This window comes from Herbiconiux moechotypicola (assembly GCF_024979255.1).
GTDB classification, from domain to species: domain Bacteria; phylum Actinomycetota; class Actinomycetes; order Actinomycetales; family Microbacteriaceae; genus Herbiconiux; species Herbiconiux moechotypicola.
Map to the genome: position 1 here is coordinate 123531 of NZ_JANLCN010000008.1, position 18879 is coordinate 142409.

Here is an 18879-nt window from a genome sequence, read left to right on the forward strand (position 1 = left end):
CGAAGAACCTTGGGAGTCTCTATGCCGGAAAGCCTCGGTGCACGCTTACGCGAAGCCCGCACCTCACGCGGACTCAGTCTGCGCAGCGTCGCCCAGTCGCTCGGCGTCTCCGCCTCGCTCATCTCGCAGGTCGAGATCGGCAAGACGCAGCCGTCGGTCTCCACCCTCTACGCCCTCGCGAGCCACCTCGGCGTGTCGCTCGACGAGCTCGTCGGCCTGCCGAGCGTCGAGCCCGCGGCGGGAGAGACCCGGCCACCCGAGCTCTTCGGCCACGCCGGCCCCGCCCTGCCCGACGTGCAGCGCGCATCCGAGAACCCGGTCATCGAGATGGAGAACGGGGTGCGGTGGGAGCGCCTCGCCGCGGGCGCCGGCGGGCCCATCGACGCCCTGCTCGTCACCTACGAGCCCGGGGCGGCCAGCTCGGTCGAGGGCAAGCTCATGCGCCACGCGGGGGTGGAGTACGCCTACCTGCTCGAGGGCGAGCTCACCCTGCACATCGACTTCGACACCCACGTGCTCGGCCCGGGAGACTCCCTGCAGTTCGACTCCGTGCGCCCGCACCTCTACTCCAACCGCGGCTCGGTGCCCGCCAAGGGGGTGTGGTTCGTGTTCGGCCGCCGGCAGCAGAACCTGGCGATGCCGGATGCGCCCACGGGCTCTGCGGGCCTGACGGGCGCGGGCGCCGCGCCGGGGCCGGCGACCCCGCCCGGCTCCGCGGTCGACGTGCTGCGGGCGATGGACGACCTCACGGCCTGAGCGGTGCCGGGCGGGCGGGCCGGCCGCCGGGCGGCGGGACCGTCCGGTCGCCGGATGACCGGAGGGCCGGACCGCCTCGCGGCCCAGCCCTCCGCGGTCAGCCCCGCGCGTGCACCGCCGCGCGCGCTTCGGTCGCCCACGGGTCGACCAGCGTTTTGATCTGGGTCGAGCGGCCCTCCAGCAGCGGCTGCAGCGCATCCGTCGCCACCGCGTCGAGGGGGATGACCTCGCCGGCGATGTCCGACCAGTCGTCGCGCGTGCCGAGGAGGCGTACGGCCTCGGGGAAATCGTCGCGGAAGACGTGGGCGACCGTGCCGAGGATGGTGTACTCGCTGAGTGTCCAGCGGCCGAGGGGCAGGGCGGGTTCGCCGCGCTGGATGCCGACGGGCACGATCGTGGCCCCGGGCTTCGCCGCGTCGAGCACCGACGCCAGCCCGGGGGCGGAGCCGCTGACCTCGAAGAACACGTCCACGTCCATGCCCAGCTCGTCGAGCCTCTCGGCCAGCGGGGTGGTGCCCGCCTTGAGGGTCTCGGCCGCGCCCAGGCGGGAGGCGAGCTCGAGCCGGTCGTCGTTGAGGTCGACCACGAGCACGCGAGCCCCCGTGGCGGCGGCCGCGACGGTGATGAACGCGCCGATGCCGCCCACCCCCACGATGACCGCGTCGTCGCCCGCCGAGAGTCCGCTGCGGCGCACCGCGTGCACCGCGATGGCCATCGGCTGGGTGAGCCCGAGCGTGTCGAGGGGGAGGCCCGTCTCGGTGACGTCGAGGGTGATGGCGGCCGGCGACACCACGTAGCCTGCCAGCCCGCCGTCGTGCGCGAAACCGAGGGTGGAGTAGCTGCGGCAGAGGTTGGTGCGGCCCTGGCGGCAGGGCTTGCACTCGCCGCACGAGATGCCCGCGCCGCTCACCACGACGGCGCCGACCGGGGGAGCGGTCACGCCCTCGCCCACCGCCTCGACGATCCCGGCGAACTCGTGGCCGAGTGCCACCGGAGGACGGGCGAGCACGAGCTCACGGCCGAACTCGGTGGCGTCGCTGCCGCACACGCCGCACACGGCCACGCGGATGAGCACCTCGCCCGGGCCCGGCTGCGGCACCGGCTGCTCGCCGATGCGCAGGTCGCCCACCTCGTGCAGCACGGCGGAGGGCATCACGGCCGTGGCGGTCGTGCCGCCCGGTGCGGTGGTGGTGCCGGCCGTGCTCATCGGAACGAGCCCTCCTCGATCGGCAGCTGCACGGCCGAGCGTTCGGCGATCATGCGGCCGAGGTGCTTCTCGTAGACCGCGAGGTGCGCGGGGTGGTCGAGGTAGGCGTCGAGCCCTGCGGCGTCGTCGAGCACGGCCGCCACGCCGTAGTCGGCGCCCGCGGGGCGCAGGTGGAGATTGGCGCCCGCGGTGTAGGAGCGGATCTCGGGGATCCCCACCGCCATCTCGCTCAGGGCGGCGGTCAGGGCCGCCACGTCATCGTCGGTGACGTCGTCTTTCCATCGGAAAGCGGCGAGGTGGAGGATCATCGTCTTCAGCTCTCTTCGTCGAGGTGGTGTGCAGCAATGACTTACACATCCGGGGTGTTGAGGCCAGAATATCCCCGGATGCACCCTCTTGTGTACATCTCTGCTGTATTGTCGGACAAAACCAAGGGAGGTTGCGGATGAGCGGACCGCGCATCGCCGTGCTGGGTGCCGGTGCCAACGGAGCATCGATCGGTGCCGATCTCACCGTGGCCGGTCACGACGTGGTGCTGGTGGAGCAGTGGCCCTCGCACGTGGAGCGGATGCGGGCCGAGGGGCTCCGCATCATCACCCCCGAGAGCGAGCTGCGGGTGCGGCCGGAGGTCATCCACCTCTGCCAGGTCGCCGAGCTCACGCGTCCTTTCGACGTGGTGCTCATGCTCATGAAGGCCTACGACTCCCGCTGGGCCGCCGAGCTCATCCGACCCCACCTCGCCGCCGACGGCGTGATGGCGGGGGTGCAGAACGGCATGACCGCCGAGGTGGTGGCGAGCGTGGTGGGGGCCGAGCGCGCCGTCGGCACTGTCATCGAGTGCTCGGCGACCATGGACGAGCCCGGGATCGTGCACCGGCACACCGGCGTCGACCGCTCCTGGTACGCCGTCGACGCCGCCCCCGGCAAGGCCGACCGGGTGGCGGCGCTGCTCGCGCACTCGGGCACGGTGGCGAGGTTCGACGACATCGCCTCGGCGAAGTGGATGAAGCTCGTGAGCAACAGCACCCTGCTCGTGACCTCGGCGGTGCTCGGGCTGCCCATGCTCGACGCGCTGCACACGCCCGGGTACCGCGAGCTGATGGTGGCGGCCGGCAACGAGGCGCTCGCCGTCGGGCGCGCGGAGGGTCACGCGGTGCTGCCGATCTTCGGTCTCACCGCCGAGGAGATCGCCGACCCCGAGCGGGTGGTCGAGATCATGACCGACAAGCTCTTCGCCGGGTTCGTGGTGCCGGGCGCCACCACAACCGTGCTGCAGGACTGGCGCAAGGGACGGCACAGCGAGGTCGACGACCTGAACGGGCACGTGGTCGAGCGGAGTCGTGTGCACGGGATCCCGACCCCGGTGAACGCCGCGGTCACCGAGCTCGCGCACCGCATCGAGCGCGGCGAGCTCGTGCCGGAGCCTGCGCACCTGGCGGAGATGGCCCGGGCCCTGGCGTGACCTCGGAGCAGCCCGCGGCCCTGCCCGAGGGGGTCGCCCCGGGGCGCGGCGCGGGGCGCGGCTCGGCTGCGGACGAGGGTCCGGATGCGCGGTCTGGCCGCCCGGGTAGGGGAGCACCCGCGGTGGTGGCGACCGTCGCGACGCTCGCGGCGGGCGCGGCGGTCGCCGTGCAGACCTCGGTGAACGGGCACGTGAGCGTGGCCACGGGCTCGCCGGTGCTCGCCACCGCGGTCAATCACGGTTCGGCGTTGCTCATCGCCCTCGTCGTGGCGCTCGCGATGGGCGCGCTGCCGCGGGCGGCGCGCAATCTGAGAGCGCGGCGGGCGCAGCTTCGACGCTGGTGGTTCCTCGGCGGGGTGATGGGGTTCGTCGCCGTGCTGGCGATCATCACGGTCACCCCCGAGGTCGGGGTCGTCGCGGTGGCCGTCGCGGTGACGCTCGGACAGCTCGCCGGCTCGGTGCTCGCCGACGGGGCGGGGCTCGGCCCTGGTGGGCGTCGCCCGCTCTCAGTGCTGCGCGCGGTCGGGCTCGCCGTCGCGGTCGCCGCCGTGGTGGTGGGGGCGCTCGGCCGCTTCGACCTCGGCAACGCCTTCGTCATCCCGGTGGTCGTGCTCGCCGGCGCCGTGATCGCGGTGCAGCAGGCGGCGAACGGCTGGCTGATCGTGGTGACGGGGGAGTTCGCGGCGATGTCGGTCATCAACTTCGTCACCTCGGGGGTGTTCGTGGGGATCGCGCTGCTCGTGTCGCTCGCGGTCGCGCCCATCGACTTCGGGGCGCTGCCGCCGTGGGCGCCGGTGGGCGGCACGCTCGGCGTCGCGATCGGGGTGGTGACCGCGCTCACGGTGCGTACCATCGGTGTGCTGAGCGCCATCCTGTGCATCGCCGCGGGTCAGGCCATCGCGGCGGTCGTGCTCGACCTCCTGGTGCCGGTCGACGCGGTCGGCCTCACCCCGGCCGCGATCGTGGCGGCGGCGCTCGCGGTGGCCGCGGTCGGCATCGCGGGACTCGGCTCCGCTCCGCGCCGGTCTTCGCGCCGTGCCCGCCGTCGAAGCCCGCTGGCGGAGACAGGGATCCTCCCGTGAGCGCGGTCGACCGCTCCGAGGTGCGGGCCGCGGTCGCTCATCGTGGCGCGCGCGAGTTCACGCTGGAGACCGTCGCGCTGCGCGACCCCGGGCCGCGCGACGTCGTGGTGAGCATCGACGCCACCGCCTTCTGCTACAGCGACTGGATCGCACTCCGCGGCGATTCTGGGCTGCCCGAGCTCGACCCCGATCCGTACCCCGTCGTGCTCGGCCATTCCGCGGTCGGCACGGTCGTCGAGGCCGGCCGCGACGCGCGGCATCGTGCGGGAGACCGCGTGCTCATCACCGCCACGCCCGAGTGCGGCGAGTGCTTCTGGTGCCGCGCGGGCCGCATCGACCAGTGCGAGCAGCTCTTCGTGCCCCCGCCGGTGATCGGCCGCCTCGCCGACGGTCGCGAGGTGCGTGCCCCCGGCGCCGCCGCCACCTACGCCGAGCTCACGGTGCTGCGCGACATCCAGGTGTTCCCGCTGCTGCCCGAGGGCGAGGGGCTCGCGGATGCGCACCTCGCGATGTTCGGCTGCGGCATCGTCTCGGGCATGGGCGCTGTGGTCAACGTGGGCGAGGTGATTCCCGGCAGCAGTGTGGTCGTGGTGGGGTGCGGGCAGGAGGGTCTCTGGATGGTGCAGGCGGCCCGGATGCTCGGAGCCGCCACGATCGTCGCCGTCGACCCCATCGCGTCACGGCGTGCGCTCGCGCTGCGGATCGGCGCCACCCACGCCGTCGACCCGGGCGAGGTCGCGCCCCGCGACGCTGTGCTCGACGCCACGCACGGTCGCGGCGCCGACACCGGGTTCGATGCGGGAGGCACGCTCGAGTCGGTGGGTCAGGCGTTCGCCTGCACCCGGCTGGGCGGCACGGTCGTCGTCACCTCGTACGTGCGCCGTGACTCCGAGGTGGCGCTGCCGCTGTTCGACCTCGCCCTGCGCGGGCGCGACGTGCGCAGCTCGCAGAGCGGCCGCCTCGACATGCGCCGCGACCAGCAGCGGTTCCTTCCCTGGCTCGCCTCGGGCGCCGTCGACGCCGACGCGATGCTCGGAACCGTCCGTCCCCTCGAACGCATCGACGACGCCCTCACCGCCTCCCGCACCCGCACCGAGCTCACCCCCGTCCTCGTCCCCTGACCCGCCGCCCCGCGCATCCCGCCCCACACTGACCTCCCCTCGAGTGGGCTCAATCAGTCGCTTCCTCGCGTGGGATACGACTGATTGCGCCTACTCGAGGGTCGTTGCCACCCCCGCACCTCGCACCCCGGTGTTGGCGAGTGGGCTGGATCGGTCGTCTTGACTCGCGGGATGCGACTGATTGTGCCTACTCGAGGTTGGTTGCCACCCCCGCACTTCGCACTCCGGTGCTGGCGAGTGGGCTGGATCGGTCGCTTCCTCGCGCGGGATGCGACTGATTGCGCCTACTCGATGCCAGGGCGGGGTCAGGGGGTGTCGAAGATCTCGGGGTGGCGGGCGAGTTCGAGGCGGGTGCGGCGGATGTGGGAGGCGAGCACGCGTTCGGCCTCCTCGGCGTCGCGGCGGCGGAGCGCGGCCACGAGCAGGTGGTGCTCGTGGTGCACGCTGCGGTCGCCCTCCGAGCGGAACACCGAGGTGTAGGCGCGCCGGTACGGCTGCGTGCGGTTCCAGAGCCGCAGCACGGTGTCGCCGAGCATGGTGGTGGGTGCCGCCTCGTAGCAGGAGAGGTGGAACTCCCGGTCGAGCCGCAGGAACACCTCGATGTCGGCCGCGCCCTCCATGCGGGTGGCGAGCAGCTCGAGGGCGTCGATGCCGTCCTCGCCGAGCAGCGGCACGTTGTAGCGCAGCAGCAGCGGCTCGAGCCGCTCGCGCACCTGGTAGATCTCCTCGCACTCGGCGAGGTTGAGCCGGGTGACCCAGGCGCCCGTGTTCGCGACGACGGTCACGAGCCCCTCGGCCTCGAGCATCCGGAGCGCCTCCCGCGCGGGCACCCGGCTCGCGCCGTGCCGGCCGGCCACGTCTTCTTGGCGGATGCGCGCCCCGGGCGGGTAGACGCCGGCGAGGATGGCGTCGCGCAGCTCGGCGGCGACCCGGGCGCCCGCGGCCCCGTGCGCGCCGCGATCGGCGGCACCCGTGGAGGCCGCCCCGCCCCTCGAGTCGGCGGTCGTGCTGGTATCGAGGCTCATGCTGTCATTCTGCCGGGTGCGCGGGATGCCAGAGCCTCACCGGCGCCCCCACCTCGTAGGCCTTGCCCCCGGGAAAGCTCACGAGCTCGAACTGCATGCCCCAAGGACTCCTGAAATACACCCACCGCTGCCCCTCCGCCGCCTGCCTGCTGGCGGTGGGGTCGCCCATCACCTCCACGCCGCGCTCGCGCAGGGCGGCGACCGCCGCATCCATGTCGTCGACGTAGAGCGCCAGGTGGTGCCCGCCGATGTCGCTGTTCCGCGGCTGCGGTGCCTGCGGCCCGGCCGCGTCGTACTGGAACACCTCGAGGTTGGTGCCGGTGCCGAGGCGGTAGAAGCGGATCTCGCGGATCTCGGTGCGCGGGTCGACCCCGATGTGCACCTGCATCCAGTCGTCGTCGGCGCGCTTGGCCCCGAGCGTGTAGACGTGCACGGCACCGAGCACCCCCACCAGGAACTCTTCGGCCTGATCGAGGTCGGGCACGGTGAACCCCACGTGGTCGAGCCCTCTGACTCCGGGAATTGCGCTGCTCATGCGACCTCCTCGACGCTTGATTGCGTCCATTATGCGCCGGATGATCGCAATTTGCGACCATTGATCGTGGTGGAGCTTGCGATTGGATCCAATCATCCGTATCGTTCTCGGCAAGCGAAGGGATGGCGAAGATGCCGAGAACGCGTCGACTGGAGACCGGGGTCGAGTGGCAGGAGCTCACGACGACCGCGGCCGATTGGAAGGCAGCCGACCCCGCGCTGCTCGGGACCATGCTCGCGGAGCTGCACCTCATCCGTGCCTTCGAGGAGACCGTGCTCGAGCTCGCCGGCGAGAGCCTCGTGCACGGGCCCGCCCACTCGAGCATCGGCCAGGAGGGCGGCGCCGTCGGCTCGATCGTGGGGCTGCGCTCGACGGATGCGGTGAACGGCTCGCACCGCGGCCACCACCAGTTCCTCGCCAAGGCGCTCACGCACGTCTCGGGCGGCGTCATCGACCCGGCCGAGCCGGTCACCCCCGCCATCCAGGCCGTGCTGCAGCGCACGCTCGCCGAGATCCTCGGGCTCGCGCAGGGCTACTGCTCGGGCCGCGGCGGATCGATGCACCTGCAGTGGTTCGAGGCCGGAGCGCTCGGCACCAACGCCATCGTGGGCGGCGGCGCCCCCATGGCCACCGGCAACGCCTGGGCCCAGAAGCACTCGGGCACCACCGACCTCACCATCAACTACTTCGGCGACGGCGCCGCCCAGATCGGCTCGGTGCTCGAGTCGATGAACCTCGCGGCGGCGTGGAAGCTGCCGGTGATGTTCTTCATCGAGAACAACCTCTACGCGGTCTCCACCCGCTCCGACGAGATCACCGCCGACACGCGGTTCTCGGTGCGCGGGCAGGGTTTCGGCATCCGCGCCTGGCGGGTCGACGGCATGGACCCGCTCGCCGTCCACCTCGCCATGACCCGCGCCGAGGAGCACATGCGCGCCGGAGAGGGCCCCGCCATCATCGAGGCCGAGGTGTACCGCTTCTTCCACCAGAACGGGCCCTACCCGGGCAGCGCCTTCGGCTACCGCGACAAGGCCGAGGAGGCCGCCTGGCGCGCCCGCGACCCGCTCGACCGGATGGCGCGCGAGATGACCAAGCTCGGGCTCGTCGACGACGCGGCGATCGCGACCCTCCGTGAGCGCGCGAAGTCGGCGATGGCGGATGCGGTGGCCGAGCTGGTCGAGGCCGACCCCGAGTCCGAGGGCAAGCGGCGCATCATCCCCTCGCTCTGGCCCGACACCGGCTACGTCGACGTGGGGGTGCGCGGCGACGCGAGCGAGCTCGCCGGCCTCGACGACTCCGACCCCGCCCGGCACACCGGCGGCTGGCGCGACCTCAAGTTCGTCGACGCCGTCTCGGGCGTGATGGACCGCCGTATGGCGACCGACCCGCGCATCGTGGTGCTCGGCGAAGACGTGCACCGCCTGAACGGCGGCACTAACGGCGCCACCAAGGGGCTGGCGAAGAAGTACGGCTCCAACGACGACCCGCACGGCCGGGTGCTCGGCACCCCGATCAGCGAGAACGCGTTCACCGGACTAGGCGGCGGGCTCGCGCTCGACGGCCGGTTCCGCCCCGTCGTGGAGTTCATGTACCCCGACTTCATGTGGGTGGCCGCCGACCAGGTGTTCAACCAGATCGGCAAGGCGCGCCACATGTTCGGCGCGAACACCCCGGTGCCCTTCGTGCTGCGCACCAAGGTGGCCATGGGTTCGGGCTACGGCTCGCAGCACCTCATGGACCCGGCGGGCCTGTTCGCCACGAGCCCCGGCTGGCGCATCGTGGCACCCTCGACCGCTGCCGACTACGTGGGCCTCATGAACGCGGCCCTCGCCCTCGAAGACCCGGTGCTCGTCATCGAGCACGTCGACCTCTACGGCACCGCCGACCGCGTGCCCGAGGGTGAGCTCGACTACGTGCTCCCGCCGGGCCGGGCGGCCGTGCGGCGCGAGGGTTCCGAGGTGACGGTCATCAGCTACCTCTCGATGGTGCGTCACGCGCTCGAGGCCGTGGAGCAGACCGGGGTCGACGCCGAGGTGATCGACCTGCGCTGGCTCGACCGCGCGTCGATCGACTGGGAGACCATCGGCGAGAGCATCCGCAAGACGAACTCGGTGCTCATCGTGGAGCAGGGCGCCCAAGGCACCTCCTACGGCGGCTGGCTCGCCGACGAGATCCAGCGCCGGTTCTTCGACTGGCTCGATCAGCCGGTCGAGCGGGTCACCGGGGCCGAGGCCTCGCCGAGCATCTCGAAGGTGCTGGAGCGCGCGGCGATCGCGCGCACCGAGGAGGTCGTGGCGGGGCTCGAACGCATCCGTCTGGGTTGGGGGGAACGCTGATGGCCACGCTCATCCGCATGCCGGAGGTGCTCGCGGGCGCCGCCGAGGGAGCCATCCAGTCGTGGCTCGTGCAGGTCGGCCAGCCCGTCGTGGTGGGGGAGCCCCTCGCCGAAGTGGAGACCGAGAAGGCCACCGTGGAGTACGCGGCCGAGATCGAGGGAACCCTGCTCAAGGTGCTCGTGGCCGAGGGCGTCTCGGTGAGCGTGGGCGACCCGATCGCGGTGGTGGGTGCCCCGGGCGAGAGCGCCGAGGGCGTGGCTCCGGATGCAGAGGGTGCGGCGGATGCGGGGGGCGGGGCTCCGGATGCGGAGGCCTCCGCGGCGCAGACCGCCGCAGAGCCCGTGGCCCCGGCGCCCGAGCCCGAGACGGCGCCCGAGCCGGTGGGTTCGCCCGTGGCTGGAGCGCCAGTGGTGCCGCAGGGCGCTGAGGCACCGGGGGCGGGGGCTCCGGACGCGGGGGCGCCGGCGGCTTCCGCCGGTGCCGTTCCCGGCACGACCGCGACCGGATCGGCCGTGCCGGGGGCGAACGGTCGGCTGTTCGCGAGCCCGCTCGTGCGCCGCCTGGCGAAGGAGCGGGGCATCGACCTCGCGATGCTCCGGCCCACCGGTCCGGGCGGTCGTCTCGTGCGCGCCGACCTCGAGCGCGGACCGGTCGCGGTGCCGGTCGCGGCTGCCGCCGGCTCGGACGCGGGCACCGCCACGCCCGCCGCCGCGCCTTCTGCACCCGCGCCGTCCGCATCCGCCCCGGCCCCTGCATCCGGAGCACCGGCCGCCGCGAGCCCGTCGGGCGCATCCGCGCACGGGGCCGGCTTCACCGAGGTGCCGCACACCGGCATGCGCCGCGCCATCGCGCGACGGCTCACCGAGAGCAAGTCGACCGTGCCGCACTTCTACCTCGTAGCGGACTGCCGGGTCGACGAGCTTCTGGCGCTGCGCAAGACGGTCAACGAGTCGTCACCCGTGAAGATCTCGGTGAACGACTTCGTGCTGAAGGCCGCCGCGGCGGCGTTCACCGACGTGCCCGAGGCGAACGCGACCTGGGGCGACACCGCGGTGCGCCGCTACGACACCGTCGACATGTCGGTCGCCGTGGCCATCGAGGGCGGGCTGGTGACGCCGGTGCTGCGCTCGGTGGAGAAGATCTCGCTGAGCGAGGTGTCGCGCACGGTCGCCGACCTGGCGGGTCGGGCCCGGGAGGGGCGGCTCAAGCAGAACGAGCTCGAGGGCGGCAGCTTCGCGGTGTCGAACCTCGGCATGTACGGCATCACCGAGTTCTCGGCCATCATCAACCCGCCCCAGTCGGCCATCCTCGCCGTGGGCGCGGCCACCCCGCGCGCCGTGGTGACCGACGGCGAGCTGGCGGTCGCCACCGTGATGACCGTCACGCTCTCGGCCGACCACCGTGTGCTTGACGGGGCGCTCGCCGCGCAGTGGCTGGCGGCCTTCGTGAAGCGTGTGGAGCATCCGCTCTCGATCCTCATCTGAGGGTCGGAGCCGCTCGCCCTATCCACGGTCTTCTGGAGGTAGATCACCGCAAAGCACTCTTTGACCGTGGTTCGGCGGCTCCGTAGCGTGAAGGACGGGTGGTCGTCGCGCGGCCGCCCGTCGTCACGCAAAGGAGCACACGATGACCTCACCCCGCCCTGCCGCGCCCGGGCTCGCCGACCGGGTCGCCATCGACGACCTGTACAGCGAGTACCTCTGGGCCCTCGACACCGGAGACACGGAGGGGTGGCTCGACTGCTTCGCCCCCGACGCCGAGGTGTGGGAGGACCAGCGCGACGGCACCACCTGGAAGGGCCGCGGCCGGGAGCAGCTGAGGGAGCTCATCCTGAAGTTCCACGGCGATCCGCACTTTCCCGGCCACCAGCACCGTGAGACGGCGAGGCTGTTCAGCGCCGACCCCGAGGGCCGGCCCGACCACTGGGCCGTGCGCTCGTACACCTCGGCCACGGCCTTCGACGTGGAGACGCAGACCGCGACGCTCTACTGGGCCGGGTACTACCGCGACGTCGTCGGGCTCGTCGACGGGGAGTGGAAGCTCGTGAAGCGGTGGATCGCGCCGTGGAAGGGCGAGGTGCTCTCGCGGTTCGGAGGCGCGCGATGAGCGGCGCGGACGGGGAGACGCTCGCCCCCTCGGCGGTGGAGCGCTGCGCGATCGACGACCTCTACAACGGCTACCTCTGGGCTCTCGACACGCAGGACATCGACCTCTACGTGGACGCGTTCTGGCCCGACGCGCTCTTTCGCGAGACCCAGCTCGACGGCACGGTCGAGAGCTGGCGGGGTGCGGAGAGCATCCGGGAGTTCTCGGCGTCGCACTTCGGCGGCTACGGGGGCCATCAGCACCGCGAGTCGAACCGGATGTACCAGGCGGCCGGTGCGGGGCGGTGGGCCGTGCGGGCCTACTGGTTCACGACCCATCGCGATGCGGAGACGGGGTCGGTGGCGTTCACCTCCACGGGGCACTCGCGCGACGTCGTCGAGCTGCGCGACGGGCGGTGGCGCTTCGCCGAGCGCTGGGTGGAACGGTGGCCGGGGGTGCTGGCGCACCCGCTGCGCGAGGGGGTCGCGCCGGATGCGGATGCGGAGGGCCGGGCGGATGCGGAGGGCCGGGCGGATGCGTGAGGCTGAGCCGGGTGCGGGTGCGGGTGCGGGTGCGGGTGCCGGTACGGGTACGGGCGCGGGTGCGGGTGCCGGTACGAGTGCGGGCCGGGCGGCGGGTGCCGGTTCGGCGGAGGCGGCGCGCGGGATGCTGGAGCGGCTCGCCGTGGAGCTGGGTGCGGAGCACGTGACCTTCGGCGACGACGTCGACGCCTATCTCGACGACTACGCGCTCGGCGACCGTGACGCCTTCCGCCCCGCGGGTGCCGTGCGCCCCGCCGACGTGGCCGAGGTGCAGGCCGTGGTGCGCGCGGCGGGTGCGGCCGGGGTGGCCCTGTGGCCGATCGGCCGCGGCAAGAACCTCGGCTACGGCGGGCCCGCGCCCCGGCAGCCCGGCAGCGTGGTGGTCGATCTCGGCCGGCTGAACCGGGTGCTCGAGGTCGACGAGGAGTCGGCCTACGCGCTCGTCGAGCCGGGCGTGAGCTTCTTCGACCTCTACGACGAGCTGCGCCGGCGCGACTCCCGGCTCTGGGCCTCGGTGCCCGACCTCGGGTGGGGCAGCGTCGTGGGCAACGCGCTCGAGCGCGGCTACGGCTACACCGCCCACGGCGACCACCAGCAGTTCGTGTGCGGACTCGAGGTGGTGCTGGCCGACGGCGAGGTGATCAGAACCGGGATGGGGGCCCTGCCCGGCGCGGAGACCTGGCCGCTCTACCGCGGCGGTTTCGGGCCCGGCCTCGAAGGGCTCTTCCTGCAGTCGAACCTCGGCATCGTCACGAAGATGGGGGTGTGGCTCCTTCCGCGCCCCGAGCGCTTCGCGGCCTGCCGCATCGCGATCGATGACGAGGCGCGGCTGCCCGAGCTCGTCGACGCGATGCGCGAGCTCACCCTCGAGGGTGTGATCGACGGGGTGGTCAACGCGGCCAACGCGGTCGGCGTCGCGGCGGGTCAGTCGTCACGCGAGCGGTGGTTCGACGGCGACGGCGTGGTGCCCGACGAGGTGGTCGACGTGATCGCCGCCGACCTCGGCCTCGGTCGCTGGAACGTGAAGTGCGCCTTCTACGGCGGCGACGAGCTGCTCGACCTCAAGGAGCGGCGGGTGCGCGAGGTGATCGGGGCGATCGCCGGCAGCGCGGTGTCGGTCAACCGGTACGACGGCACCGCGACCGCCGAGGAGGTGCTGCCGATGGACCACTTCGCGGCGGGCATCCCCGGCATGCTGCTGGCCGGAGGGGTGCGCTGGCGGGCGAACGGCCCCACCGGCGCCCACATCGGCCTGTGCCCGGTGTCGCCGTTCACCGGGCTGCACGTGGCGGCCGCCTCCCGCATCATGCGCGACCACATCGAGGCGGCGGGCTTCGACTACATCGGCGGCTGGCTCGGCACCGGGCGGCACGCGGTCAACGTGCTCATGATCTTCTTCGACGCCGCTGACCCCGCGGAGTCCGACCGGGTGCGCCGGGCCTTCGCCGAGCTCGTGCCGCTTCTCGCGGCGGCCGGCTACGGCGAGTACCGGGCGCACCTGGAGTTCATGGACCTCGTGGCCGAGCAGTTCTCGTGGAACGACCACGCCCTGCTCGAGTTCACCCGTACCCTCAAGGCCGCGGTCGACCCCGCGGGCATCCTCGCCCCGGGCAAGCAGGGGGTCTGGCCGCGATGAGCGCGCACGCGGGCACAGGTGCGGATGCGCGGGGACCGCGGGCGGGTACACACGTGCCGGGCGGTGACGCGGGTGCGGATGCGCGGGGACCGGCACGAGTGGTCGCGCGCGCGGTCGTGGCGCGGGGTGACGGGTCGGTGCCCGAGCTCGTGGAGGTGCTGCTCGATCCGCTCGGGCCGCGCGATGTGCTGGTCGAGATCGGCGCCTCCGCGGTGTGCCGCACCGAGCTCATGACGATCGACCGGCGTCGCGCCGACCCGGTCGCGGGAGCGCCGGACGGACGGCGCCGGGTGCTCGGCCACGCCGCCGCCGGCCGGGTGACAGCGGTGGGCGGCGAGGTGACCCGGGTGCGGGCCGGCGACGCCGTCGTCGTGACCGGAACCCGCCAGTGCGGCGAATGCTTCTTCTGCCGCCGCGGCGCGCCGGGCGCGTGCGACCGCATCTTCGCGCTCATGGAGCGCCGCGTGGGCGAGACCGCCGACGGCGAGGAGATCGGCAGCGACGGCGGGATCGGCGCCCACGTCGACCGGCTGGTCTACGACGAGAGCAACCTCGTGCGCGTGCGGGGATCGCTGCCCGACGAGGAGCTCGCCCTGCTCGGCTGCGGCGGACCCTCGGGCGCGGGCGCCGTGTTCGACGTGGCGGGGGTCGGCCCCGGACAGTCGGTGGGCATCTCCGGATGCGGTCACCTCGGTCTCTGGATGGTGCAGGCCGCGGTGCTCGCCGGCGCCGAGACCGTCGTCGCGATCGATCCCGACCCCTGGCGGCGCTCCCGCGCGCTGGCCCTCGGCGCGCACCACGCGCTCGACGCCGGCGACGACGTCGTCGACCGGGTGCACGCCCTCACGGGAGGGCGGGGCGTCGACGTGGGGATGGAGGCGGCCGGCAGCACCCTCGCGATGCGCCAGTCCTTCGACTACACGCGCTACGGCGGACGGGTCGTGCCCACCGGTCTCGAGAGCGAGCGCGCCGTCGTGAGCCTCGACAACCTGCAGTACTCGCTCGGCTCGCGCACGATCGTGGGCGCCCAGTGCGGCGGGGGAGACGTGCGCAGCTCCGTCCCCCGCCTCGAGCGCCTCGTGGCACGCGGCCGCCTGAGCGCGCGAGCCCTCATCACCGGGCGCTACGGCCTCGCCGACGCCGCCCGCGCCTACGCCGCCCTCGACGACCCCCACCAGCTCACGGGAGTGCTGTCGCCCACCGCCCCAGCGCATCCTCACCCCACCCAGCACGAAGGAGTGCCACGATGACCTCACCCGAAACCCGACCGGACCCCGGTTCCCACCCCGACCCCCGCACCGCCCTCGACCCGGTGGCGAGGGCGCGCCTGCTCAAAGACCTGCTGCGCGAGCACCAAGACGAGTCGGAGCGCCTCGGCCACTACCCGCCCGAGGTGCACGAGCGGATGCTCGAGCTGGGCCTCGGCCACCTGCTCACGCCGCGCCGGTTCGGCGGCGAAGCGGTGTCGCTGCGCACGTGGCTCCGCACCGTGATCGAGATCGCCTCGGCCGACCCCGGATCGGGCTGGTGCTACTGCCTCGGCTTCTCGCACGCGCTGCAGCTCGCCTCCTCGTGGCCCGAGCGGGTGCAGGTGGAGGCGTTCGGCGACGCGGCCGGCTACTTCCGTGCCTCGCACAGCCTCGCCCCCGCCGGCACCGCGCGGCGTGACGGCGACGGCTACCGGCTCACGGGGGTCTCGCGCTATCAGTCCGGGTCGCCCTACTCCACCCACGCCATCGTCTCGATCGCCGTCGAGGGCGAGACGGATGCGTCGGGGGCGCCCCGCACCGCGCAGGCCCTGCTGCCCAGGGTCTCGTACACGCTGCTCGACGACTGGGGCGGCGACAAAGTGCTCGGCATGCGTGCCAGCGGCTCGAACTCCGTCGCCTTCGACGACGTCTGGGTGCCCGCCGACCACCTCGTCGACAACCGCTGGGCGGGCGAGGTCGACGCCCGGCTCACGGGCGCGGCGCTGCACGGCGACCCGAAGTACATCGGCAGCGTGCAGTCGTTCCTCGGGGCGGAGCTCGCGGCAGTGGTCGTGGGCGCCGCCCGCGCCGCGCTCGACGAGTGGGAGGAGCTCTCCCGGGTGCGCAAAGCACCGCTCCCGCCGTTCGCCACCCGCGACCACGACCCGGCCAGCCAGCGGGTGTTCGGCGAGGCGGTGGTGAAGGCGGACGCGGCCGAGGCGATCCTGCTGCAGGTGGCCGACACGATCGCGGAGTGGTCGGAGGCGTTCGTGAGCCGGGGCGAGCCCCTCACCCGCGGCATGGACACCCGGCTCAACGGGCTCACGCTCGAGGCGGGCCGGCTCGCGGCCGAGGCGGTGGAGCTGCTCTTCGCCTCGGCAGGCAGCTCGGAGGCGAGGCCGGGGCGCCGGTTCGAGCGGTACATCCGCGACGTGATGATGTACCGCACGCACGCGGCCGCGCAGTACGGGGCGTGGATGCAGGGGATCGGGGCGACGGTGCTCGGGGTGCAGCGTTCCGCGTTCGACCGGCCGGAGGCCGCGGCGAAGGAGATGGCGAGATGAGCGGGGAGACGCTGTCGCCGTCGCCGGAGGCCAGGCAGGCGATCGCCGACGTGATCGCGGTGGGCCTCTGGGCGCTCGACACGCGCGACCTCGAGCTCTACCTCGGCACCTACTGGGCCGACGCCGTGTTCAGCGAGGTCGCTCCCGACGGCGTGCACCACGAGTGGCGCGGCATCGACGACATCCGTGCGGTGTCGGCCGCGCGCACCGGAGGCCCAACGGGGCGGCAGCACCGCCTCTCGAACCAGCTCTACACCCCGCTGCCGCCCGCATCCACCGCGCCCGGCCCGGCCGCGCGGGAGGGATGGACGGTGTGGGCCTACTGGATGACCACCGTGCGGCACCCCGCCACCGGCGAGGCCGTGTTCGAGATGAGCGGCTACCTGCGCGACGAGGTGGAGTGCCGCAGCGGTGAATGGCGGCTCATCGGTCGGCACCTTGACGCGTGGCCGCCGGGGCTCGCGCACCCGCTGCGCGAGGCCGCCGCACGCGCCGAGGATGTCGTCTAGTGCGCGCCGTAGGGTGCCCGCCGCGCTGGTTCACTGAGCGCGGTCGGCTCCTCGGGCGTGGCCGACTGCTTCGGGGTGCCATCGGTTCGGGCGAGACCGTCGGCCCACACTGCGCGGGCGGCCGCGATGACCGCGCGGGCCGGGGGCGAGGGCCGAATGCGCGCCGACCAGGCGAGCGTCGCCGACTCGACCGGTGCATCCGTCACCAGCGGCCGCACCACAAGCTGCCGGCCCTCGTGCGAGAGGTCGCCGGCCGGGCGATGGATGTGCAGGGTGTAGCCGAGGCCGCGCCCCACCAGCGAGCGGGCGAGCTCGTAGCTCGGGGAGCGGAAGGCGACCGTGGGCACGACACCGGCGGCGTGGAAGACCGAGCGCGAGTGGGTGGCGCCCGGTTCGGTGTCGAGCATGACCCAGGGCTCGTCGCGCAGCTGCGCCGGTGTGATGCGCTCCTCGGCGGCGAGCGGGTGATCGGCCGGCAGCACCACGATGAGCGGCAGCGGGGTGAGTCGCACCGACTCCAGCTCGGTCGGCTGCCGGTGGTCGAGGGTGATCGCGAGATCGATCTCGCCCGTGAGCAGCCGCGGCCAGAACGACTCCTCGAGCCCGATCCTCACTTCGAGGGCCACGCCCGGATGGTCGAGGGCGAGTCGTTCGACGATCGGCGGGAGGATGCCGGGGGCCATCTCCTCCGCGCATCCGATGGTCACCTCGCCGCGCAGCCCGGTGCGGCCGCCGCCGATGGCGCGTTCGAGCTCGGCCGCCTCGGCGAGCAGGTCGCGGGCGGAGCGCTGCAGTTCGCGGCCGCGGGCGGTCAGCGTCACGCCGTGGGCGCGGCGGCGCACGCACAGCTGCACGCCGAGAGTGCGCTCCAGGGCGTCGAGGCCGGCGGCGACGCCCGAGGGCGATCCGTGCAGCGCCTCGGCGGCGGCCGTGATCGAGCCCGTGTCGGCCACGGCGAGGAAGGTCTCGAGCTGGCGGAGGCTGAAGCCGGGTGCGGTCATGGGCTCTCCGTCGTCATCGTCGTCGCGGGGTCGCGTGGTGTGGCGTCGCGGTGGAGAGGGTGTTTCTCAGCCGGCGTCTTCCGCGTTCAGGTCGTGGATGTGGCCATGGTATCCGCACTTCGTGCGGGGTGGGGCTGGCGGAGACGGGCGGATGCGGTGAGCCGAGTCGTCGAGGCGTGTCGCCACTGCGAGTCGAGTCGAAGGGATGCGCGATGAGAGCCGGGCCGGCGGGTGGCGGGCGGATGAGTGCCGGGCCGGCGGGCGCCAGGCCGGAGGCCGTGGTGGTGACCGGGGCTGGTTCCGGTATCGGGCGCGCGATCGCCGAGCGGTTCGCCGCGGACGGTGCGCGGGTGCTCGCCGCCGACATCGACCTGGCTGCGGCGGAGCGGGTCGCCGAGGCGATCGGCGGTCACGCGGCCCGGGTCGACGTGAGCTCGCAGGACGGCGTGCGTGCGCTGGCGGGCGAGGCCGAGCGGTTGTTCGGCGGGGTCGACGTGCTCGTGAGCAACGCGGGCGTCGCCTCCACCGGGCGGCTCGACGCGATGACCGACGCCGACTGGGCGTGGCTGCTCGGCGTCAACCTCTACGGCACGGCGCACACGGTGCAGGAGTTCCTCCCGCTGGTGCGGCGCGCCGGAGGGCGCATCCTCGTGACCGGGTCGGTGGCCGGATTCGCGCCCGACGTGGGCATGGGCGGGTACGGCGTGACGAAGGCGGCCATCACGGCCTACGCCGAGGTGCTCGCGGACGAGCTGGCCGGCGAGGGGATCTCGGTCACCTTGCTCGCGCCCGGTCCGGTGCGCACCGCGCTCGGGTCGAGCTCGCGCAACCGTCCCGCGAGCGGTGGTGCGGCCGGACTCGTCGACGTCGATCTGTCGGCGGGTGACGGGGGAGGGCTGCCGTGGCTCGCGCCCGAGGAGGTGGCGAACATCGCCGTGCAGGCCGTGCGCGCCGGGCGGCGCTACGCCGTCACGCACCCCGGCTGGCTCGAGCCCGTGATCGCCCGGCACCGCCGCATCGAGGCGGCCTTCGGGCCTGACTCGGGATGA

The 18879-nt window shown here is 73.4% G+C and carries 18 protein-coding genes; 13 read left to right on the forward strand and 5 right to left on the reverse strand.

Annotated features, from left to right (window positions below):
* Window positions 1-21 precede the first annotated feature (21 nt).
* Window positions 22-756, forward strand: a complete 735-nt coding sequence (locus tag N1031_RS13800; RefSeq protein ID WP_259480275.1) for a helix-turn-helix domain-containing protein — start codon at window positions 22-24, stop codon at window positions 754-756.
* Window positions 757-853: 97 nt separating this feature from the next.
* Here the strand turns inward: N1031_RS13800 and N1031_RS13805 are convergent, their stop codons facing one another.
* Window positions 854-1963, reverse strand: coding sequence for a zinc-dependent alcohol dehydrogenase (locus N1031_RS13805; RefSeq protein ID WP_259480276.1), 1110 nt, complete (start codon window positions 1961-1963; stop codon window positions 854-856).
* Complete coding sequence (locus N1031_RS13810) at window positions 1960-2271, reverse strand: Dabb family protein (protein WP_259480277.1); 312 nt, start codon at window positions 2269-2271, stop codon at window positions 1960-1962. The genes N1031_RS13805 and N1031_RS13810 overlap by 4 nt, the downstream gene beginning before the upstream one ends.
* Before the next feature lie 137 nt (window positions 2272-2408).
* On the opposite strand from N1031_RS13810, the gene N1031_RS13815 reads away from it, so the two are divergent.
* Genes N1031_RS13815 through N1031_RS13825 form a run of 3 tightly spaced genes read left to right on the forward strand, consistent with a single transcriptional unit; the run spans window position 2409 to window position 5628 of the window.
* Window positions 2409-3425 carry a ketopantoate reductase family protein gene (locus tag N1031_RS13815; protein ID WP_259480278.1) on the forward strand — a complete coding sequence of 339 codons (1017 nt, stop codon included), beginning with the start codon at window positions 2409-2411 and terminating at the stop codon, window positions 3423-3425.
* Window positions 3422-4507, forward strand: a complete 1086-nt coding sequence (locus N1031_RS13820; RefSeq protein WP_259480279.1) for a DMT family transporter — start codon at window positions 3422-3424, stop codon at window positions 4505-4507. Before N1031_RS13815 ends, N1031_RS13820 begins: the two co-directional genes overlap by 4 nt.
* Window positions 4504-5628 (forward strand): zinc-binding dehydrogenase, encoded by a 1125-nt coding sequence (locus N1031_RS13825; protein ID WP_259480280.1) that lies wholly within the window; start codon window positions 4504-4506, stop codon window positions 5626-5628. The genes N1031_RS13820 and N1031_RS13825 overlap by 4 nt, the downstream gene beginning before the upstream one ends.
* 305 nt (window positions 5629-5933) lie before the next feature.
* On the opposite strand, the gene N1031_RS13830 is transcribed toward N1031_RS13825, so the two are convergent.
* Both N1031_RS13830 and N1031_RS13835 read right to left on the reverse strand, forming a co-directional pair.
* Window positions 5934-6653: a GntR family transcriptional regulator gene (locus N1031_RS13830; protein WP_259480281.1), complete on the reverse strand. Its 720-nt coding sequence runs from the start codon at window positions 6651-6653 to the stop codon at window positions 5934-5936.
* A gap of 4 nt (window positions 6654-6657) precedes the next feature.
* On the reverse strand, window positions 6658-7188 hold the full coding sequence (locus N1031_RS13835; protein ID WP_259480282.1) for a VOC family protein: 531 nt from the start codon (window positions 7186-7188) through the stop codon (window positions 6658-6660).
* 131 nt (window positions 7189-7319) lie between these two features.
* Here N1031_RS13835 and N1031_RS13840 point away from each other — a divergent pair, with 131 nt between their 5' ends.
* From N1031_RS13840 to N1031_RS13875, 8 genes are all read left to right on the forward strand, one after another.
* Entirely contained in the window at window positions 7320-9524 is a 2205-nt protein-coding gene (locus N1031_RS13840; protein ID WP_259480283.1) for an alpha-ketoacid dehydrogenase subunit alpha/beta, read from the forward strand.
* Window positions 9524-11008 carry a dihydrolipoamide acetyltransferase family protein gene (locus tag N1031_RS13845; RefSeq protein WP_259480284.1) on the forward strand — a complete coding sequence of 495 codons (1485 nt, stop codon included), beginning with the start codon at window positions 9524-9526 and terminating at the stop codon, window positions 11006-11008. Before N1031_RS13840 ends, N1031_RS13845 begins: the two co-directional genes overlap by 1 nt.
* Window positions 11009-11150: 142 nt before the next feature.
* Window positions 11151-11630 (forward strand): nuclear transport factor 2 family protein, encoded by a 480-nt coding sequence (locus tag N1031_RS13850; RefSeq protein WP_259480285.1) that lies wholly within the window; start codon window positions 11151-11153, stop codon window positions 11628-11630.
* Window positions 11627-12151 (forward strand): nuclear transport factor 2 family protein, encoded by a 525-nt coding sequence (locus N1031_RS13855; RefSeq protein ID WP_259480286.1) that lies wholly within the window; start codon window positions 11627-11629, stop codon window positions 12149-12151. Before N1031_RS13850 ends, N1031_RS13855 begins: the two co-directional genes overlap by 4 nt.
* Window positions 12144-13787 (forward strand): FAD-binding oxidoreductase, encoded by a 1644-nt coding sequence (locus N1031_RS13860; RefSeq protein WP_259480287.1) that lies wholly within the window; start codon window positions 12144-12146, stop codon window positions 13785-13787. The genes N1031_RS13855 and N1031_RS13860 overlap by 8 nt, the downstream gene beginning before the upstream one ends.
* Window positions 13784-15037: a zinc-binding dehydrogenase gene (locus N1031_RS13865; protein WP_259480288.1), complete on the forward strand. Its 1254-nt coding sequence runs from the start codon at window positions 13784-13786 to the stop codon at window positions 15035-15037. Before N1031_RS13860 ends, N1031_RS13865 begins: the two co-directional genes overlap by 4 nt.
* The gene (locus N1031_RS13870; RefSeq protein ID WP_259480289.1) at window positions 15034-16320 is read left to right on the forward strand and encodes an acyl-CoA dehydrogenase family protein; all 1287 of its coding nucleotides are present in this window, start codon (window positions 15034-15036) and stop codon (window positions 16318-16320) included. The genes N1031_RS13865 and N1031_RS13870 overlap by 4 nt, the downstream gene beginning before the upstream one ends.
* Window positions 16317-16829, forward strand: a complete 513-nt coding sequence (locus N1031_RS13875; RefSeq protein ID WP_259480290.1) for a nuclear transport factor 2 family protein — start codon at window positions 16317-16319, stop codon at window positions 16827-16829. Before N1031_RS13870 ends, N1031_RS13875 begins: the two co-directional genes overlap by 4 nt.
* On the opposite strand, the gene N1031_RS13880 is transcribed toward N1031_RS13875, so the two are convergent.
* On the reverse strand, window positions 16826-17830 hold the full coding sequence (locus N1031_RS13880) for a LysR family transcriptional regulator (RefSeq protein WP_259480291.1): 1005 nt from the start codon (window positions 17828-17830) through the stop codon (window positions 16826-16828). The two genes, N1031_RS13875 and N1031_RS13880, sit on opposite strands and share 4 nt — an antisense overlap.
* A gap of 212 nt (window positions 17831-18042) precedes the next feature.
* On the opposite strand from N1031_RS13880, the gene N1031_RS13885 reads away from it, so the two are divergent.
* A complete protein-coding gene (locus tag N1031_RS13885) occupies window positions 18043-18879 on the forward strand; it encodes an SDR family oxidoreductase (protein WP_259480292.1) in 837 nt (278 codons plus the stop codon).

What these genes read in the sequence shown, in the direction of transcription:
- N1031_RS13800 (WP_259480275.1), top strand. Translation starts at nt 22, where the DNA reads ATGCCGGAAAGCCTCGGTGCACGCTTACGCGAAGCCCGCACCTCACGC.
- N1031_RS13805 (WP_259480276.1), bottom strand. Translation starts at nt 1,963, where the DNA reads ATGAGCACGGCCGGCACCACCACCGCACCGGGCGGCACGACCGCCACG.
- N1031_RS13810 (WP_259480277.1), bottom strand. Translation starts at nt 2,271, where the DNA reads ATGATCCTCCACCTCGCCGCTTTCCGATGGAAAGACGACGTCACCGAC.
- N1031_RS13815 (WP_259480278.1), top strand. Translation starts at nt 2,409, where the DNA reads ATGAGCGGACCGCGCATCGCCGTGCTGGGTGCCGGTGCCAACGGAGCA.
- N1031_RS13830 (WP_259480281.1), bottom strand. Translation starts at nt 6,653, where the DNA reads ATGAGCCTCGATACCAGCACGACCGCCGACTCGAGGGGCGGGGCGGCC.
- N1031_RS13835 (WP_259480282.1), bottom strand. Translation starts at nt 7,188, where the DNA reads ATGAGCAGCGCAATTCCCGGAGTCAGAGGGCTCGACCACGTGGGGTTC.
- N1031_RS13840 (WP_259480283.1), top strand. Translation starts at nt 7,320, where the DNA reads ATGCCGAGAACGCGTCGACTGGAGACCGGGGTCGAGTGGCAGGAGCTC.
- N1031_RS13845 (WP_259480284.1), top strand. Translation starts at nt 9,524, where the DNA reads ATGGCCACGCTCATCCGCATGCCGGAGGTGCTCGCGGGCGCCGCCGAG.
- N1031_RS13850 (WP_259480285.1), top strand. Translation starts at nt 11,151, where the DNA reads ATGACCTCACCCCGCCCTGCCGCGCCCGGGCTCGCCGACCGGGTCGCC.
- N1031_RS13855 (WP_259480286.1), top strand. Translation starts at nt 11,627, where the DNA reads ATGAGCGGCGCGGACGGGGAGACGCTCGCCCCCTCGGCGGTGGAGCGC.
- N1031_RS13860 (WP_259480287.1), top strand. Translation starts at nt 12,144, where the DNA reads ATGCGTGAGGCTGAGCCGGGTGCGGGTGCGGGTGCGGGTGCGGGTGCC.
- N1031_RS13865 (WP_259480288.1), top strand. Translation starts at nt 13,784, where the DNA reads ATGAGCGCGCACGCGGGCACAGGTGCGGATGCGCGGGGACCGCGGGCG.
- N1031_RS13870 (WP_259480289.1), top strand. Translation starts at nt 15,034, where the DNA reads ATGACCTCACCCGAAACCCGACCGGACCCCGGTTCCCACCCCGACCCC.
- N1031_RS13875 (WP_259480290.1), top strand. Translation starts at nt 16,317, where the DNA reads ATGAGCGGGGAGACGCTGTCGCCGTCGCCGGAGGCCAGGCAGGCGATC.
- N1031_RS13880 (WP_259480291.1), bottom strand. Translation starts at nt 17,830, where the DNA reads ATGACCGCACCCGGCTTCAGCCTCCGCCAGCTCGAGACCTTCCTCGCC.
- N1031_RS13885 (WP_259480292.1), top strand. Translation starts at nt 18,043, where the DNA reads ATGAGAGCCGGGCCGGCGGGTGGCGGGCGGATGAGTGCCGGGCCGGCG.